This window comes from Nonomuraea zeae (genome assembly GCF_005889725.1).
Taxonomy (GTDB): domain Bacteria; phylum Actinomycetota; class Actinomycetes; order Streptosporangiales; family Streptosporangiaceae; genus Nonomuraea; species Nonomuraea zeae.
Genome location: NZ_VCKX01000271.1, coordinates 1 through 16,530, shown reverse-complemented (window position 1 = coordinate 16,530; position 16,530 = coordinate 1). Strand labels below are relative to the sequence as shown.

Annotated in this window: 16 protein-coding genes; 7 read left to right on the top strand and 9 right to left on the bottom strand. The window is 71.8% G+C overall.

Annotated features, from left to right (window positions below; translation table 11 throughout):
- The coding region (locus ETD85_RS49120) for a serine hydrolase domain-containing protein (protein WP_170247261.1) at positions 1 to 502 on the top strand (502 nt) is incomplete at its 5' end.
- A gap of 48 nt (positions 503 to 550) precedes the next feature.
- Positions 551 to 931, top strand: coding sequence for a VOC family protein (locus ETD85_RS49115; RefSeq protein ID WP_138696748.1), 381 nt, complete (start codon positions 551 to 553; stop codon positions 929 to 931).
- On the opposite strand, the gene ETD85_RS49110 is transcribed toward ETD85_RS49115, so the two are convergent.
- Positions 928 to 1,824 (bottom strand): TIGR03619 family F420-dependent LLM class oxidoreductase, encoded by an 897-nt coding sequence (locus ETD85_RS49110; protein WP_138696747.1) that lies wholly within the window; start codon positions 1,822 to 1,824, stop codon positions 928 to 930. The genes ETD85_RS49115 and ETD85_RS49110 overlap by 4 nt on opposite strands.
- Before the next feature lie 75 nt (positions 1,825 to 1,899).
- A complete protein-coding gene (locus ETD85_RS49105; RefSeq protein WP_138696746.1) occupies positions 1,900 to 2,826 on the bottom strand; it encodes a M23 family metallopeptidase in 927 nt (308 codons plus the stop codon).
- 207 nt (positions 2,827 to 3,033) lie between these two features.
- Here ETD85_RS49105 and ETD85_RS49100 point away from each other — a divergent pair, with 207 nt between their 5' ends.
- Positions 3,034 to 3,888: a phosphotransferase gene (locus ETD85_RS49100; protein ID WP_138696745.1), complete on the top strand. Its 855-nt coding sequence runs from the start codon at positions 3,034 to 3,036 to the stop codon at positions 3,886 to 3,888.
- Positions 3,889 to 3,946: 58 nt separating this feature from the next.
- Complete coding sequence (locus tag ETD85_RS49095) at positions 3,947 to 4,207, top strand: TFIIB-type zinc ribbon-containing protein (RefSeq protein ID WP_138696744.1); 261 nt, start codon at positions 3,947 to 3,949, stop codon at positions 4,205 to 4,207.
- 59 nt (positions 4,208 to 4,266) lie between these two features.
- On the opposite strand, the gene ETD85_RS49090 is transcribed toward ETD85_RS49095, so the two are convergent.
- From ETD85_RS49090 to ETD85_RS49080, 3 genes are all read right to left on the bottom strand, one after another.
- Positions 4,267 to 5,256 carry a hypothetical protein gene (locus tag ETD85_RS49090; protein ID WP_138696743.1) on the bottom strand — a complete coding sequence of 330 codons (990 nt, stop codon included), beginning with the start codon at positions 5,254 to 5,256 and terminating at the stop codon, positions 4,267 to 4,269.
- A 37-nt stretch (positions 5,257 to 5,293) separates the two neighbouring features.
- Positions 5,294 to 6,910 (bottom strand): ABC-F family ATP-binding cassette domain-containing protein, encoded by a 1,617-nt coding sequence (locus ETD85_RS49085; RefSeq protein WP_138696742.1) that lies wholly within the window; start codon positions 6,908 to 6,910, stop codon positions 5,294 to 5,296.
- A gap of 244 nt (positions 6,911 to 7,154) precedes the next feature.
- Positions 7,155 to 7,676 carry a CGNR zinc finger domain-containing protein gene (locus ETD85_RS49080; RefSeq protein WP_138696741.1) on the bottom strand — a complete coding sequence of 174 codons (522 nt, stop codon included), beginning with the start codon at positions 7,674 to 7,676 and terminating at the stop codon, positions 7,155 to 7,157.
- Between the two features lie 298 nt (positions 7,677 to 7,974).
- On the opposite strand from ETD85_RS49080, the gene ETD85_RS49075 reads away from it, so the two are divergent.
- Entirely contained in the window at positions 7,975 to 9,735 is a 1,761-nt protein-coding gene (locus tag ETD85_RS49075) for an AMP-dependent synthetase/ligase (protein ID WP_138696740.1), read from the top strand.
- Positions 9,736 to 9,767: 32 nt separating this feature from the next.
- Positions 9,768 to 10,139 (top strand): acyl-CoA thioesterase, encoded by a 372-nt coding sequence (locus ETD85_RS49070; RefSeq protein ID WP_138696739.1) that lies wholly within the window; start codon positions 9,768 to 9,770, stop codon positions 10,137 to 10,139.
- Between the two features lie 7 nt (positions 10,140 to 10,146).
- Here ETD85_RS49070 and ETD85_RS49065 read toward each other — a convergent pair whose 3' ends face one another.
- From ETD85_RS49065 to meaB, 4 genes are all read right to left on the bottom strand, one after another.
- The gene (locus ETD85_RS49065) at positions 10,147 to 11,235 is read right to left on the bottom strand and encodes an acyltransferase family protein (RefSeq protein WP_240779937.1); all 1,089 of its coding nucleotides are present in this window, start codon (positions 11,233 to 11,235) and stop codon (positions 10,147 to 10,149) included.
- Entirely contained in the window at positions 11,223 to 11,843 is a 621-nt protein-coding gene (locus tag ETD85_RS49060; protein ID WP_138696738.1) for a TetR/AcrR family transcriptional regulator, read from the bottom strand. Before ETD85_RS49060 ends, ETD85_RS49065 begins: the two co-directional genes overlap by 13 nt.
- Positions 11,844 to 11,968: 125 nt before the next feature.
- A complete protein-coding gene (locus ETD85_RS49055; protein WP_138696737.1) occupies positions 11,969 to 14,209 on the bottom strand; it encodes a CehA/McbA family metallohydrolase in 2,241 nt (746 codons plus the stop codon).
- A gap of 166 nt (positions 14,210 to 14,375) precedes the next feature.
- The gene (gene meaB / locus ETD85_RS49050) at positions 14,376 to 15,335 is read right to left on the bottom strand and encodes a methylmalonyl Co-A mutase-associated GTPase MeaB (protein WP_138696736.1); all 960 of its coding nucleotides are present in this window, start codon (positions 15,333 to 15,335) and stop codon (positions 14,376 to 14,378) included.
- A 112-nt stretch (positions 15,336 to 15,447) separates the two neighbouring features.
- Here meaB and ETD85_RS49045 point away from each other — a divergent pair.
- Positions 15,448 to 16,530, top strand: a 1,083-nt coding sequence (locus ETD85_RS49045) for a serine/threonine-protein kinase (protein WP_138696735.1), incomplete at its 3' end; no start/stop codon positions are given.

The following is a 16,530-nucleotide window of genomic DNA, read 5'->3' as shown; positions in this document are numbered from 1 at the left end:
CCCCGGCGGCGAGCCGAGCCCCCGGCCCGGCCGTCCGGTGGCGCGGGTCGCCGCGACCGAATGGAAGCCGGAGCGTCCCGGCCCCGGGTGCGTGCGCGGCGCGGTGCACGACGAGACCGCGTACGCGCTGGGCGGGGTGGCGGGGCACGCGGGGCTGTTCGCGCCGGCGGACGACCTGCTGACCTTCGGCGAGGCGCTGCGGCTCGGCGGCGGTCCCGTGCTTCGCCCGCAGAGCGTGGCGGAGATGGTCCGCGACCAGGGAGCCGAGGGCGCCCCCTTCCGGCACGGCCTGGGCGTGCGGATCGGCGACCCGGGCATCGTGGGCCCGCTGGCGGGCGCCTACGGCCATTCGGGATTCACCGGCACCTCGCTCGTGGTGGACCCCGCCCGCGGGCTGACCGTGGTGCTGCTGACGAACGCCGTGCATCCCGTACGGGGCCGCGACGGCATCCGCGAACTGCGGCACGCGATCGCGGCGGAGGCGTTGCGCCTCACGTCCTGACGGGGAGCGGCAACCCCGGGCCGGCCCGGGTGGTGAAAAGATGGAGGCATGTCCGTCCACCTGAATCACACCATCGTGCCGGCCAGGGACAGAGACGAGACCGCCGCGTTCCTGGTCGATCTGCTGGGCCTGGAGCCGGCGCCGGTCTACGGCCCGTTCCGGGTCGTCTCGCTGGGCAACGACGTCTCGCTCGACGTCGTCCAGGCGGGTGAGAGCATCCCGGCGCAGCATTACGCGTTCCTGGTCAGCGAGGAGGAGTTCGACCAGATCTGGGGCCGGATCAAGGAGCGCGGCCTGGCGTACTGGGCCGATCCGTTCCACCGGGAGCCGGGGCGGATCAACACCAACGACGGCGGGCGCGGCCTCTACTGGTCCGACCCCAACGGGCACAACCTCGAGATCATCACGGTGCCCTACGGCGGCTTCTAGGGCGCCAGCGCCTCCAGCGCCTCCTCGGCCCTGCGCATCGCGTCCTTCGCGTCGGCCACGACGAACTCGCGGTCGAAGTTGAGGTCGTGGAAGACGTCCGTGACGCCGGCCTCGGCCAGCTCGGCCACGTCGCGCCTGATCTCCTCGAACGTGCCGGTCAGCGGGCGGCGCTCGCCTCCCTGCCCGGCCGGCCTGACCTGGGTGACGCCGCGGCACACGAACCTGAACGCCGCCGCGTCCCGCCCCGACTCCGCCAGCGCGCCCTTGATCAGCTCGATCCGGCCCGCGATGGCGGACAGGTCCTCCCTGCTGGAGCTCACCCAGCCGTCGGCCAGCCGCCCGGCCCGGCGCAGCGCGACCTCGGCGGTGCCGCCCAGCAGGATCGGCGGCGGGCCCGGCACGGGCTTGGGGTCGATGTGCGCCGGCGGCACCCGGTAGAACTCACCGTCGTGCTCGACCACGTCGTCGGCCCACGCCTTGCGCAGCACCTCGACGAACTCCTCCCCCCGGCGGCCACGCCGCTCGAACCCGGTGCCGGCGGCCTCGAACTCCTCCGGCAGCCAGCCCAGCCCGAGCCCCGCGGTCATCCGGCCACCCGAGACCGTCTGCAGCGTGGCAAGCTGCTTGGCCAGCACCACGGGCTGGACATAGGCGTTGACCACCGCCACGCCGAGCCCGATCTCGCTGGTGACCCCTGACAGATGGGCCAGCGTGATGAGCGGGTCGTGCACGCTGCGATAGGTCGGCCCCATCGGGTGCCCGACCGGGTACAGCAGCCGCTGGAACGTCCACAGCTCGCGATAGCCGAGCTCCTCGGCGCGGGTGGCGACGCGGCGCATGTTCTCGGGGGTGGCCCACGGCCCTGACTGGGGTACGGCGAAACCGACTCTCATGCCCCTAGTCTGACCGACGCGAACTCGCGGGAGCCGCCCCCCGCACCATCGGCGGTGCGGGGGGCGGCGTGCTCGCTAACCGCAGTGTTCGAAGGGGCTGGTGTACGAGCTGCTCCCGATGGAGCCGCCCCACTTGACGCACTTGCCCGGCGCGGACCGCTTGACCGGTCCGGCGTAGTAGCTGAAGCTCCCGGAGTTGGTCGCCCGGCTCGCGTCCTTCGGCTCGAGGAAGGCCGACACCGACGACGCCTTGCCGACGTTCGCCGTCTTCATGGTCACGACGCAGTTGTTGCCGTTGCCCGCGTTGTAGAGCAGGTAGGCGCGGCCGCCGGTCAGAGCGGCCGAGTCGATGACCGCGTAACCGGAGCCACAGACCTGCGGGGCCGTGTACGGGTTGCTGCCGCCGCCGCCACCGCCGTTGTCGCTGCTGCCGCCGCAGCCGTTGCTGCTCTTGACGGGCTTCTTCTGGCCCAGGGACACGGTCACGCCGTCCACGGTGGGGCTGGTGTCCATCGACCCGCCGGCGGTCCGCTGCTCGTAGTGCAGGTGCGGAGCCTTGGAGCCGCCGGTGGAGCCGACCGTCCCGATCGGGGTGCCCTGGGCGACGCTCATCGACCCGCCGGCCCCCCGCACCATGCTCGAGAGGTGGGCGTAGCGGGTTCGGGTGCCGTCACCGTGACGGATCTCCACCCACTTGCCGTAGCTCGTGCTTCCCTTGTCGTAGAAGTACGCGGTGCCCGAGGCGGTGGCCCGCACGGTCTCACCGTTGATGCCATCGCCCCCGTAGTTCTGCCAGTCGATGGACCCCGACGGGTTGTGGCCGGGGTACCAGTTGTTGGCGTTGAAAGTCTTGCCGCAGTCGAACGGGCTCTTGTGGGCGGTGGCGAACGTCCCGGCGGAAGCCGCGGAGGCGGCCTGCGGAAGCAGCGCCGTCGTCAGAGCGAACAGCAGGGCAAGGGGTGCGGACTTGAGGGCCGTCTGCCGAACCGGTCTTCCGATCATGGGGATTTTTACCTCTGAAAAGGGGGGATACGGTCGAACGTCAAGATCCTAGATGTTGATGACCCGATGGCGACAGCCCGATGATCGGAGACGGTGCCGAAGGTGAAGTCAGGGGTGCCACACCGCCACGCGTGTGCGCTCTCCTCCGCGGGCACCGGCCGGCGTCCGGCGGCGTGACCCCCCGACCCGGCCCAATAGTCTGTACGCGTGGGTCTGGAGGCGGAGCTGGCGGAGATCGCCGCGGCGTACGGCGGCACGGGCGAGCTCGTGCGGCACGCGACGCGCACGGATGTCGTGGTGTTACGCAGGGGCGAGGTCGTGGTCAAGGCCCACTCCGCCCGCGACGACGCCGAGTCCTTACGCCCCAGGCTGCGGGCCGCCGCGGCGGCCGCGGTGAGCGGCGTGATGCTGGCCCCGCTGGTGCCCGAGGTGCTGACCGCCGCGGGCCGGGCGGTGACCGTGTGGCCCGCGGGCCGTCCCGTCGCGCAGGACGACCCGGGCGCGGCGCCGTGGGAGGAGGGCGCCAGGCTGCTGGCCAGGCTGCACGCCGTCCCGCTCACCCTGATGCCCGGGCTGCCCCCGGCCGGCGGGCCCGCGCGGGCCGCCCGCGCGGTGACCCGGATGTCCGGCGACGGCCCCGTCGAGCAGCTGGTCAGGCGGGCCTTCCGGGAGCTGCCCGGCCCCGAGCCGCTGCCCGGCCTGCTCACGCACGGCGACTGGCATCTGGGCCAGCTCGTGCACCGCGACCGCTGGCTGCTCATCGACGTCGACGACCTCGGCGTCGGCGACCCGGCCTGGGACCTGGCCAGGCCGGCCGCCTGGTACGCCGCCGGGCTGCTGGAGCCGGCCGTCTGGGAGCGTTTCCTCGGGGCGTACCTCGGCTCGGGCGGGCCCGCGCTCGGGCCCGGCGACGACCCGTGGCAGCGGCTCGACGTGCCCGCCAGGGCGCTCACCGTCCAGCTAGCCGCCGTGGCGGTGGTCAACGCCGAACGCGAGCACCGGGAACTGGACGACGTCGAACATTCGTTGGTCGAATCGTGCAACAGAATCGTCCGAGCGTGACGAGGTTGCGCGCGGTAGGTTTCACCCTGAGACCTCGAAGCCAAGGAGAGCGACTTAGATGCAGTGCCCCAAGTGCCGCGGGAACATGCGGACCTATGAGCGCAACGGTGTGCACATCGAGCAGTGCGACAACTGCCGTGGGATCTTCCTCGACTACGGCGAGCTCGAGACGCTGACCCGGATGGAGTCGCAGTACCACGCGCCTCCTCCCCCCGGCCCCGCCCCCGGTCCCGCCTGGGGCGCTCCGCACGGTGGCCACGGCGGTCACTACGGCCACCACCGTCAGCGCAGCTGGGTGGGCATGCTGTTCTCGACCTGATCAGATGGGCCGCGCACCACGGGTGCGCGGCCCCTGTCCGTTTCCCGGCCCCGGGTCGCTCAGCCGCCCGGGAAGTCGTCCGGGTCCACGGGCGAGGTGCGGGCGTTGCCGCCGGAGATGGCGTGCAGCGTGATCCGCCAGTCGTGCCAGCGGATCTGCGTGGCGGTGAAGGTGGTCTTGAACTTCACGCTCTTCTGGAACCGCTCGAAGCTGCACTCGCGGGTGAAGGTCTTGCCCTTGCCGTCCCAGTCCACGCCGTGCGTGAAATAGATCTTGTAGCTGCCGTCCCGCACGCCTCTGACCTTGAACTTCGCCTTCCCGCGCACATAGACGCTGAACGCCTTGCTGCCGCCCTTCACGACGGTGACGACCGCGTCGCGGCTGCCGCCGTTGTCGATCTGCAGCGAGCTGCGGCCGTTGAGCGTGCCCTTGCGGATGAACGAGCCGTTGCCCAGCCGCCTGGTCTGCTTCTTCTTGACCGAGACGTCCACGATGTCGGCCGGATAGTCGCCGGCGCTCTGCAGGGCCTCGCCCGCCTTGTCGAGCGCGGTCAGCTTGTCGTCGAGGTCGGTCAGCACGGCCGAGGACGTGCACAGGTCCCGTGCGCCGACCTTGCCGGACGCGGTGCCGAGCTCGGTGGCGAAGGCGCGCAGGGTGTTCACGTACTCGTCGTGCTGGGGACGCACGGCGTCGGGCGGGCTGATCGCGGCGAGCGCGTCGGCGGCGCCGCTCAGCGCGTCCTCCGCCTTGCTGACCCGCTGGTCCAGCGCCTTGAGCCCGCGCGCGCCCACCAGGGCGTCGATCGCGGCGGCCATCGTCTTGTGCCTGCTGTCCAGCTCGCTCTTGTAGGCCTCCGGCGTCAGCGCGGCCGCGCTGGGGCTGGTGGTGGCGGACGCGCCGCCGCTGGTGGCGGGCGCGGCGCCCTTGCCTCCGGCGACGCCGCTGACCTTCGGCTCACCGCCGGTCAGCGCAGGCGCGGGAGACGAGCACGCGCCCGCGGTGAGCGCCGCCAGGGCGAGTACGCAGGAGATCAACCGAGGTGAAGCCACCTGCCACACTATCGCCCGGTTGATCCCTGCCCGTCAATTACGATTCGGCCAGTCCGTCCTCCCGATCCTGCCGGAGCCGGCGGGTGATCCCGAGCGTTTCCAGGAACGGCAGGTCGTGGCCGGCCACGATGAGCGCTCCCCGGTAGGCCGACAGCGCCTGCGCGAGCTGGCGGACGCTGGCCATGTCGAGATTGTTGGTCGGCTCGTCGAGCAGGAGGAGCTGCGGCGGCGGCTCGGCCGACAGCAGCGCGGCGAGCGTGGCACGGAACCGTTCGCCGCCCGAGAGCGTGCCGGCGGCCTGGTTGGCCCGCTCGCCCCTGAACAGGAAGCGCGCGAGCCGGGCGCGCACCTCGTTGACCGAGGCGGAGGGCGCCACCGCGCGGACGTTGTCCACCACGCTCAGCTCGTCGTCCAGCAGGTCGAGCCGCTGCGGCAGGTAGCCGACCGGCACGTGCGCGCCCTGCTCGACGATCCGTTTGAGCAGGGTCGTCTTGCCCGAGCCGTTCGGGCCGAGCAACGCGATGCGCTCGGGCCCGCGTACGACGAGCGTCTCCAGCACCGCCGTGCGGACCGCTCTCTCCCCCGGCCCTTCGGCGGCGCCGGCGCGGCCCGGGGGCGGATCCAGCGGGAGGGTCAGCACCGTGCGGCCCGCGGGCACCTCGGTGCCGGGCAGCTCGATGCGGATCTCCGCGTCGTCGCGCACGGCCTGCTCGGCCTCGCTCAGCCGGTCGCGGGCCTCCCCCAGCTTCTCCAGGTGCAGGTTGCGCTGCCTGCCCGCGGACACCTGCGCCTTGCGCTTGAGCCCGTTGGCGACGATCTTCGGCACCTTCTTGTTCTCGAATGCCTTCCTTCCGTTGCGCAGGTTCTTGTCGATCCTGATCCTGGCCTCGACGAGCTCGCGCTGCTGGCGGCGCACCTCGCCCTCCGCGGTGCGCACGGTCCGCGCGGCGGCCTCCTGCTCGGCCGCGATCTGCTCCTCGTAGTCGCTCAGATTGCCGCCGTACATGCGGACGACGCCCTCGCGCAGCTCGGCGATCTGGTCGACGAGCTCCAGCAGCGTACGGTCGTGGCTGACGACCACCAGGACCCCCTGCCAGGCGGCGACCGCGGCGTACAGCCGCTCCCGCGCGTCCAGGTCGAGGTTGTTGGTGGGCTCGTCGAGCAGCAGCACCTCGGGCCGTTTCAGCAGCTGGGCGGCCAGCGCGACCATGATGGTCTCGCCGCCGGACAGCGTGCCGACCGTGCGGTCCAGCCCGATGTGGTCGAGGCCGAGCCGGTCGAGCTCGGCTCGCGCCCGCTCCTCGACGTCCCAGTCGTCGCCGACCGCGGTGAAGTGCTCCTCGGCCACGTCGCCGCGCTCGATGGCGTGCAGCGCGGCCCGCGTCCGGCTGATCTCCAGCAGGTCGGACACGGTACGGCTCGCGCCGAGCGGGAGGTTCTGCGGCAAGTACCCCACCTCGCCCGAGACCGACACGGACCCGGATCGCGGTGCCAGCTCCCTGGCGATGATCTTCAGTAGCGTGGACTTCCCCGACCCGTTGACCCCGATCAGCCCGGTACGCCCGGCTGGGAACGCGGCATCCAGCCCGTCGAGCACCTTGGTGCCGTCAGGCCAGCCGAAGGACACGTGGTCGACCACAATGGAAAAAGACATAAGGCGGCTCCCGTCACAAACGTCGAAATTTCGTGACTTGGCGGGAATCACCGCAGATGCGCGATCACACAGGGCATCCAGGCGGAGTTCGCTCAGGATGGGGGCGAGGAGATCGCCGAGGTCCAGGTGTGCGCGCATGCCCAGCACAGGGCGGAACGGCGCGGTGCCCGCGACCTCAGATCCTCACGTCAGCTGCCCCCGTGATCAGGCGATAAGACAGACGAGAGTTTAGCCGATTCGCCGGTCACCTGGCAAGGCTTCTGGCGCGATGGGCCGCCACGTTGACCCTGTTCGCGCAGGCCAGGGAGCAGAACCGGCGGCGGCCGTTGCGGGAGGTGTCGACGTAGACGATGTCGCAGCCCTCCCTGTCGCAGCGCCCGAGCCGGCGGCCGTCGGAGAACGAGATCGCCATGGCCAGGCCGCCCGCCGAGGTGTCCTTCGCCCTGGCGACGATGTCGGCGTCGACGGAGAAGAAGTGCAGGTGGGGCTCGCGGCCGTCGTGGGTGCTGACGTACGGCCTGGTCGCGGTGACGTCGAGCAGGTCGTTGATCAGCTTGACCTGGAGGTCGAGGTCGAGCTCCCCGAACACCGGCGCGAGGCGGCCCGCCCACTCCCGCAGCTCCCGCGCCTGACCGGCGGTGACGGCGGTGCGCAGCAGGCGGTGCTCCGACAGCATCGCCTCCACCGCGGCCGGGCTGAAGTCGGTGGCGTTGACCAGCGCGGCGGCCAGGGCCGCCCCATTACCGCCGTAAGCGTTGAAATGCATAAGGCCATTACATCAGATTGGAATCATGCATCTCGGTGGCCCGCACGATCCCCTAGCCCTGACCGTCGTCTCGTCACATCGCACCTCCGAAGGTCTCGTCTCCTATCTGCGATGCGCCTGCGGCGCGTGGGAGGTGCGGACCGCGAGGGGCGTGGCCGTGACCGCCCCCCGGCCCCGGCCTCGCCGCTGACCGTGTTGCCGCAAGGTGCCGCAAGGTGCCGCCGAACGATGAGGACCATCGACTGATACGGCGCCGTAGTCCTAGAGTCGGGCTCAACACCCCTCCAGGAGGTCAGGCATGTCCAGCATTCCCTCCCTGCTGCGCGACCGGATCGCGGCGACCCCAGACGCAGAGGCGTACCGCGTGCCGGCGGACGACGGCTGGACCTCGCTGACGTGGACCGAGGTGGGCGAGCGGGTCCGCGGGCTGGCCCTCGGCCTGGCGGAGCTGGGGGCCGGGCCCGGCCGCAGAGTGTCCATCCTGTGCTCGACCAGGCTCGAATGGATCCTGTCCGACCTCGCGGTGCTGGCCACCGGCGCGGCCACGACCACGATCTACCCCTCCAACACGGCCGCCGAGTCGGCCTTCGTCATCACCGACTCGGGCAGCACCATCGTCATCGCCGAGAACGACGACCAGGTCGCCAAGATCAGGTCCGTGCAGAAGGAGCTGCCCGACGTCACCCACGTGGTGGTCATCGACGGCTCGGCGAGCGACGACGGCTGGGTGATCACGCTGGACTCCCTGAGCGGTTCGGGACAGGAGCGCGACTACGACGCGATGATCGGCGCCATCGGGTCCGACGACCTGGCCACGCTCATCTACACCTCCGGCACCACCGGCCGCCCCAAGGGCGTGGAGCTGACGCACGACAACTGGCTCTACGCCGCCGGCTCCGTCCGCGAGCTCGACCTGATCTCCAGTGCCGACCTGCACTTCCTGTGGCTGCCGCTGTCCCACTCGTTCGGCAAGCTGCTGGAGGTCGTGATGATCGACATCGGCGTGCCCACCGCGATCGACGGCCGCCTCGACAAGATCGCCGACAACCTGGGCGTGCTGCAGCCGACGTTCATGGCCGCCGCGCCGCGCATCTTCGAGAAGATCCACAACACGGTCGCCGCCACCCAGCAGCGCGAGGGCGGGCTCAAGCTGCGCATCTTCAACTGGGCGCGCGAGAGCGGCATCAGGGTCAGCCGGGCCCGCCAGCGCGGCGCGGCCATCCCGCTCACCACGCGCGCCGAGTACGCCCTGGCCGACCGCCTGGTCTTCAGCAAGCTCCGCGCCCGGTTCGGCGGCCGGGTCCGCTTCTTCATCTCCGGCGCGGCCCCGCTGTCCAAGGACATCGCCGAGTTCTTCGACGCGGCGGGCCTGCCGATCCTCGAGGGGTACGGCCTGACCGAGTCCTCGGCGGGCAGCTTCCTCAACCACCCGGACACGGTGAAGTTCGGGACGGTCGGGCCGCCGCTGCCCGGCACCCAGGTGCGCATCGCCGAGGACGGCGAGGTCCTCATCGGCGGGCGCGGCATCATGCGCGGCTACCACGGACTGCCGGAAGAGACGGCGCAGGCGCTGGAGGACGGCTGGCTGCACACGGGCGACATCGGCGAGCTCGACTCCGAAGGGCGGCTGTCCATCACCGACCGCAAGAAGGAGCTCATCAAGACCTCCGGCGGCAAGTACGTCGCGCCCACCTACCTGGAGGGCCGGATCAAGGCGGCCTGCCCGTACGTGTCGCACGTGTTCGTGCACGGCGACCGGCGCAACTACGTCACGGCGCTGGTCACGCTCGACATGGACGTGGTCAAGCCGTGGGCCGAGGCCGAGTCGCTCCCGGCCGACGCCGGGGCGCTGCGCGAGCACCCGCGGATGCTCGAAGAGGTGGACAAGGCGATCAAGCAGGTCAACGCCGACCAGGCCAGCTACGCCACGATCAAGAAGTTCGCGATCCTGGCCGAGGACTTCACGGTCGAGACCGGGGAGCTGACGCCCAGCCTGAAGATCAAGCGCAAGGCGGTCGAGGAGCGCCACGGCGAGACGCTCGACTCCTTCTACGCCTGACGCCCCCGTCGCCCGCGCGTAGGGTGCTTCGGGTGATCTCCCACCTCCAGGTACGCCCGAGACACTGCGACGCGCAGGCGATGATGCACGCGGCCCGCTACTACGAGTATTTCGAGGACGCCTTCCTGGACTGGCTCGCCCCCAGGGGCGGCTACGACGGCCTCCGCCGGGAAGGCGCCGACCTGGTCGTCAAGGTGAGCGGCTGCGAGCACCACGCCCCCGCCCGGCTCGGCGACGTGCTGGCCGTGGAGAGCGTCCCGGCCAGGACGGGCACGACGTCGCTCACGATGACGTTCACGATGCGGCGCGGGGACGACCTGGTGGCCGTCGGCACGATCACGTACGTGTGCGTGCGCGACGGCCGGGCCGCTCCCCTGCCGCCGATGCTCAGGGCACCCGCCTGACGCGTGCTCAGAGCACCCGCCTGGCCCCCGGCAGCGAGCGCACCAGGAAGGCCAGCCACCAGCACAGCGGCAGCGCGACGGCCAGCAGGACGGCGAACTTGACGATCGCGATCGCCGCCAGCGGGCGCAGCGCCCAGCCGAGGGCGACCAGCACGACCGGGTGGATGATGTAGACGGTGAAGGCGTGGTCGGACAGCCACTTGCCGCGCGGCCCCTGCCGGTTGAAGCGCTCCCTGAAGACCACCAGCAGCCCGATGATCAGGCTGACCGCGAAGGCCGACTCCCACAGGGCCGTCGCCGCCTGCGACAGCGCCCCGCCGGTCAGGAGCGTCGCGGGCAGGAGCACCGCGCTCGACACGCCCGCCGCGACGAGGCCGAGCCGGCCGGCCCGCGCGGGCAGCGTCTCGAGCCAGCCGCGCCGGTGGGCGACGCAGCCGAGCACGAACATGCTCGCGTACTGGGGCAGGAACTGCGGGGACGGCAGCCCGAGCACGGGCACGTAGGTGCCGGTCGGCACCGGGATGCGCCACAGGAACGTGACGGCGGCCAGGCCCAGGACGTACAGCACGATCCACCGGATCCTGAGCGGCGCGGAACGCCGGTCGAGCGGCCGGGCGCGGGTCCGCCACAGCGCGTAGACCAGCGCGAAGACGATCAGCACCTCGGCGAACCACATGGGACCCGGGTCCCACGAGCCGAGGTAGTACTGCCAGTAGGGCAGGTCAGGACGCTGCGCCAGGCCGCCGAAGTTGACCAGCGGCCGCAGCACCAGGAGGAAGACCAGCAGCGGGATGCCGAGCCGCACCAGCCGGTCGCGCACGAACGCCCGCCCGCCCTTGCGGTCGTGGGACCCGGGGGTGAACAGGCCAGAGATGAGGAAGAACAGGCCCATGAAGAACGCCTGGTCGAACACGACCAGGAGGTCCAGCAGGCCGCCCGAGGCGTCTTTGGCGGGCTCGACGTAGAACCACAGGGGGATGTTTCCGTAGGTGACGGCGACGTGGTGGGCGACGACCAGCGCGGTCAGCGCGACCCGCAGGTTGTCGACCGCGTAGAGCCTGGTCCGGGTGTCCGGCTCGGCCTTCATTTCCGGCATGCCCTTTCGAAGAGGTCGGCCAGCTCGGCGGCGTGGGCGTCCAGGTCGTGGCCAGGGGTGACCACCCAGTAGCTGAACATGTTGTCGATGGCGGAGGAATGGGTGATGGCCATGACGCGGGTGTCGAAGTCCCTGAACTCCCCGCTCGCCTGGCCGAGGCGGTAGATCTGCTCCAGCGCGAGGTAGATGTCCTCGTTGGCCTTGATCCCGTAGCGGGGCGCGCCGTCGGCGGTCCTGAAGTTGTAGAAGATCTCGCCCAGCGCCTTGAGCTGGGTGCGGTGGCCGCGCATGTGCTCGGCGACGGCCAGGATGTGCGTCCTGAGCAGCTCGGTGCCGGTCCGCAGGCCCGCCATCCGGGCCACGACGTGCTCGGCGATGCCGGTGTAGGTGCGCTCGACCACCTCCTCCATCAGCTCGTCCTTGCCGGCGAAGTGGTAGGAGATGACGCCCTTGCTGATGCCCGCGTGCTTGGCGATGCGCGCCAGCGAGGCCTGGGCGAACCCGACCTCGGCGATCACCTCCACGGCCGAGGCCACGATCTGGGCGCGCCTCGCCTCCTCGATGAACGAGCGGCCCTTCTGGCCGCCCGACTCAATATCTGACCGCATGGCCAAAATTTAGCACAGGCGGTCGGAACGCGCGCGGCACCAGGGGCGCCGGAAAGAGGCGCGGCGGCCCCGGAAGCGCCGCCGCGCCCCAGCCGGATCAGCTCAGCCGGATCAGCTCAGCCGGATCAGCTCAGCCGGGCCCGGTAGACCGCCCTGGCCTGTTCGAGCAGGGACATGTGGTCGCCGAACTGGTAGGGGCTGGCCAGGCGGCCGTGCTGCCTGATCAGGGTCTCCAGCAGGTCCAGCCATTCCAGGCACCACCGCACGTCAGCCCGCCTGGCGACCTGCCGGCCGTCCACGTCCACGTACACGGGGCTGGTCAGGGCGTACCCGGTGCCCGTCATCGTGCGCGGGTGCGGGTCGCACACGACCTCGGCCACCACGTACGTCGGCTCCTCCACCAGGAAGTCGGCCGTGACGGTGAGCGCCTCGCCGCCCCGCCGCCCGAAGTCGCCGCGCAGCCGCTCCGCGCCCGCCCGCACGCCGTCCGCGGTGCGGAGGTGCACCGCGGCGACCTCCGGCCCGACGGCGCTGGCCGTGACGGTGATGCGCTGCCCCCTGCGCGCGTGGAGGACGTGGCCGGGGCCGTGGCCGTCCACGGTCAGCTCCAGCCAGGGGCCGGTGGTGGCGAACGTGCGGCCGGCCCGTACGGCGGCCGCGAACGACCTGGCGCTCAGCTCTCCTTCGATCTGGGCGTAGACGCGGGCCCAGCCGGGCGGGTTCGACTGGCTGTCGGAGCGGGTGAAGGAGATCATCGCGTCCGTGCCCGCGGTGACGGCGAGCCGGTTGCCCGCGCCGATCAGCCGCCGGTACACCGCCGCCGTGGCCGGGATCGACGCGTGGGTGAGCACGTCGAGGCTGTCCACCAGCCCGAGTGCGGCGTCGGCGACCAGCTCGCGGGCGGCGCAGTTGCGCGGCACGGGCGACACGACGCCCTTGGGCGGGTCGCCGTCGGAGATGGGGGTGCGAAAAGGGTGGCTGTAGCCGACGAGCGCGCCGAGGCCGCGCAGCTCCCGCAGCCCGTCGGCGTTGGGCGGCCAGTCCGCGTCCCCGGCGAACCCGGTGTGGTAGCGGCGCGGCGCGGCCCGCGGCGCGAAGGCGTAGATGTGGCCGAGCAGGTCGTTGCGGTACTCGACGCCCATCCTGGCCACGTGCGTGGCGTCGGACCACGGCAGGTCCTCGCCGGTCCAGTGCTCCAGCGCCTCGCGGTCGTAGACGCGGCTGCCCGAGACGTTGCCCGCGAGCAGGTTGAGCACGTGCAGGTCCTCGCCGTGCTGGGCGGCGGCCGCGTCCGCGGGCACGCCGACCATGTCGCCGGCCCAGTTGAGGTGTACGTGCATGTCGCCGCCGAACCAGCCGCGGGCCGGCGCGTCGTACAGGCGGCGCGGTGCCAGCTCGACCAGGTGCTCCTCGGCCGGCTCGGGGATGAGCTCCACTCTGGCCTCGTCGTACTCCATGCCGCGGGCGACCGTGATCGTCAGCGGGACGCAGGGGACGTCGAGCAGGAGGTCGTCGCCGTGGAAGTAGGGGCGGCCGTGGTAGTCGTGGCGGTGCGGGGTGTCGGGCGGGAACCAGCCGCCGCCGTCGGCGGTCGTGACGCTCCATCGGCAGGGCATCCCGGCCAGCAGCCGCAGCCGGGCCGCCGGGGTGGGCCGCAGCAGGAGGTCCAGGCGGATGCGGGTGCCGTCGACGACGATCGCGCTGTCGTGGTCGACCTCCACCAGCCAGGCGCCGTGCGGGGCCAGCCGCCGCTGCTCCTCGTCGACGCCGACCAGGCAGGTGCCGTCCAGGGAGGAGTCGATGAGCAGGGAGATCCGCTCCTCGCCGCGCCCGGGCAGCGGGACGGCCGGCACCAGGCCCGCCCCGCCGCCCGGCAGCGGATCCTTCGCGGCGCGCCGCGCGCCGCCGGTCAGCAGGACGAACGGCGTGCCGCCCGCCCGCCGGCCCGCCTTGCCGCGGCGGCGGCCGCCGCCCTCCCCCTGGACCGAGCGCAGTGAAGGCGCGGGCAGCAGGACCGTCCTCGGCGCCCCCTCCAGCACGAGCCCGTCCGGGCCGACGCGCAGGGCCACCAGGTGCCCGGGCAACTCACCGTCGAGGGTGTCGCGCAGGACCCGGTCGTAGTCCGGCTCGGCCAGTCGGGCGGCGAGCTGGTCGAGCGGCTCGTCCGGGTGGCTCTCCTCCACCGCCTTGAAGACGAGCTGCCAGAACCGGTCGAACAGCGCGGGCGGCAGCACCCTTCGCCTGGCGAAGAATTTCACATAATGCAGCTCGGGTTCGCCCCACGTAATGCCGTGCTCGCCCAGCAGGCGGCCATATTCCTCCAGCGCGCCCGCCACCCTTTCCGGCAGCGTCGAATCCGCACTCATATGCGCCTCTCCCACATCGGTTGCGCGACATCGTGACATGGATCACGCAGCGCGGCCGGACGGCTACCGTGCGGGGGGTGCGGAAATTCCTCCGGGGGGAATGTATTTCCACCCCTGGGTTCTCGATGCTGCTCCGGGACCACATTTCGCCCTTGCGGGCAATGATTCAAGGGCGTTTAAAGACGGACAAAAGCCGGTCGGCCGCGAGAGCGGGGGTGAGCTCGCCCGCGAGCACCTCGCGCTCCACCTCCGTGGTGATCGCGGCCACCTCCGGGTCGTTGCGCAGCTCCGACAGCAGCCGCTCGCGCACCAGCGTCCACGTCCACTGGACCTGCTGGCCGCGGCGCTTGGCGGCCAGGTCGAGCGACTCCTGGTGTGCCAGGACGTGCCGCCAGAGCTTGTCCAGCCCGTCCCCGGTGAGCGCGCTGCAGGTCAGCACGGGCGGCGGCGCCGAGTCCGAGCGCAGCATGCGCAGCGCCCCCGCCAGCTCCCGTGCCGCCTTCCTGGCCGGGAGCTCGTGCTCCCCGTCGGCCTTGTTGACCGCGATGACGTCGGCCAGCTCCAGCACGCCCTTCTTGATGCCCTGCAGCTGGTCGCCGGTGCGGGCCAGGGTGAGCAGCAGGAACGTGTCCACCATGTCGGCCACGGCGGTCTCCGACTGCCCGACGCCGACGGTCTCGACCAGGACGACGTCGAAGCCGGCCGCCTCGACGACCACCATGGCCTCCCTGGTCGCCTTGGTGACGCCGCCGAGGGTGCCGGAGGTGGGCGAGGGGCGGATGAAGGCGGCGGGGTCGACCGACAGCCGGGCCATGCGGGTCTTGTCGCCCAGGATGCTGCCGCCGGTCCTGCTGGAGGACGGGTCCACGGCCAGCACGGCGACCTTGTGCCCGCGCCCGGTCAGCAGCGTGCCGAGCGCGTCGACGAACGTGGACTTGCCCACACCGGGCACGCCGGAGACGCCCACCCGGATCGCCTGGCCGGCGAACGGGGTGAGCTCCACGAGCAGCCGCTGCGCCAGCGCCGCGTGGTCGGGCCTGGTCGACTCGACCAGCGTGATCGCGCGGGCGATCCAGGTTCGGGAGCCGGCCCGTACGCCCTGGGCGTAGTCCTCCAGCGAGTGCACCCTGCTTTCCCCTTTCTGAAAGGTTAGATCAGCCTAACTTCTGACAAGTCTTGACTTTTGCCAGTAGGGTGCTGGAGTTCTGATCTCAGCCGTCACAGGAGTCACTCCCCTCATGCCCAACGTCGAACCCCTCCGCGAGGGCGACCCGGCAGCGGTGGGACCGTACCGGCTGGTCGGGCGGCTCGGCGCGGGCGGCCACGGTGTCGTCTACCTCGGCCAGGCCCGCAACGGAACCCCCGTCGCCGTCAAGGTCCTGCGCGAAGGGCTGAGCGTGGACGAGCGCTTGGCCAAGGCCATCGCCGCCGCCCGCAGGGTCGAGCCGTTCTGCCTCGCGCAGGTGCTCGACGCCTCGACCAGCGGCCGGGCGTACATCGTCGCCGAATACGTGGACGGGCCCTCGCTCCAGCAGACCGGCCGGTGCGGAGGGGCGGACCTGCAGCGGCTCGCCGTCGCGACCGCGACCGCGCTGGACGCCATCCATCAGGCCGGCGTCGTCCACGGGGACTTCAAGCCGGCGAACGTCCTGCTCGGGCCCAGCGGGCCGCAGGTGGTGGACTTCGGCATCGCGGGGGCGATCGGGTCGGGGATGAAGGCGACCGGCAACATCGTCGGCACGCCCGCGTACATGGCGCCCGAGCAGCTCGCCGGGAAGGCGGTCGGAGCGCCGGCGGACGTGTTCGCGTGGGCGTCGGTGATGGTGTTCGCGGCGTCGGGGGTGCCGCCGTTCGGGGACGACTCGCTGCCGGCGGTGATCAACCGCATCGTGAACGAGGAGCCGCAGATCGGCGAGCTGCCGCGGCCGCTTCGCGAGGTAGTGCTGGCCTGCCTCGCCAAGAAGCCCGGCACCCGGCCCGCGATCCGCGACGTGCTGCTGCGCCTGGCCGCGCCTCTCCGCCAGGGCTCGGCGCCGTACCAGGGCGCGGATCCGTACCAGACGCCGGACCATTCGCCCTCCCGGGAGCGGGAGCATGCTGCGGAGCCGGCCGCTGACCAGGCCACGGGCGGCGGGCGGGGTGAGCCGCTGCCCTCGCGCACCCGCCGCACCCCGGCACAGCCCGCACCGCCGCCGGCCGCTCACGCCGGCCCGGCCCTGGACGCCGGTCCGGTTCTGCACGCCGGCCAGGCCCCGCCTTCTGGTTCGACACAGCCTTCTGGTTCGGCCCCGCACTCCGGATCCTGTCTCTTATACCCATCT

What these genes read in the sequence shown, in the direction of transcription:
- ETD85_RS49105 (WP_138696746.1), bottom strand. Translation starts at nt 2,826, where the DNA reads ATGATCGGAAGACCGGTTCGGCAGACGGCCCTCAAGTCCGCACCCCTT.
- ETD85_RS49060 (WP_138696738.1), bottom strand. Translation starts at nt 11,843, where the DNA reads ATGCGGTCAGATATTGAGTCGGGCGGCCAGAAGGGCCGCTCGTTCATC.
- ETD85_RS49095 (WP_138696744.1), top strand. Translation starts at nt 3,947, where the DNA reads ATGCAGTGCCCCAAGTGCCGCGGGAACATGCGGACCTATGAGCGCAAC.
- ETD85_RS49075 (WP_138696740.1), top strand. Translation starts at nt 7,975, where the DNA reads ATGTCCAGCATTCCCTCCCTGCTGCGCGACCGGATCGCGGCGACCCCA.
- ETD85_RS49055 (WP_138696737.1), bottom strand. Translation starts at nt 14,209, where the DNA reads ATGAGTGCGGATTCGACGCTGCCGGAAAGGGTGGCGGGCGCGCTGGAG.
- ETD85_RS49115 (WP_138696748.1), top strand. Translation starts at nt 551, where the DNA reads ATGTCCGTCCACCTGAATCACACCATCGTGCCGGCCAGGGACAGAGAC.
- ETD85_RS49065 (WP_240779937.1), bottom strand. Translation starts at nt 11,235, where the DNA reads ATGCCGGAAATGAAGGCCGAGCCGGACACCCGGACCAGGCTCTACGCG.
- ETD85_RS49085 (WP_138696742.1), bottom strand. Translation starts at nt 6,910, where the DNA reads ATGTCTTTTTCCATTGTGGTCGACCACGTGTCCTTCGGCTGGCCTGAC.
- ETD85_RS49080 (WP_138696741.1), bottom strand. Translation starts at nt 7,676, where the DNA reads ATGCATTTCAACGCTTACGGCGGTAATGGGGCGGCCCTGGCCGCCGCG.
- ETD85_RS49110 (WP_138696747.1), bottom strand. Translation starts at nt 1,824, where the DNA reads ATGAGAGTCGGTTTCGCCGTACCCCAGTCAGGGCCGTGGGCCACCCCC.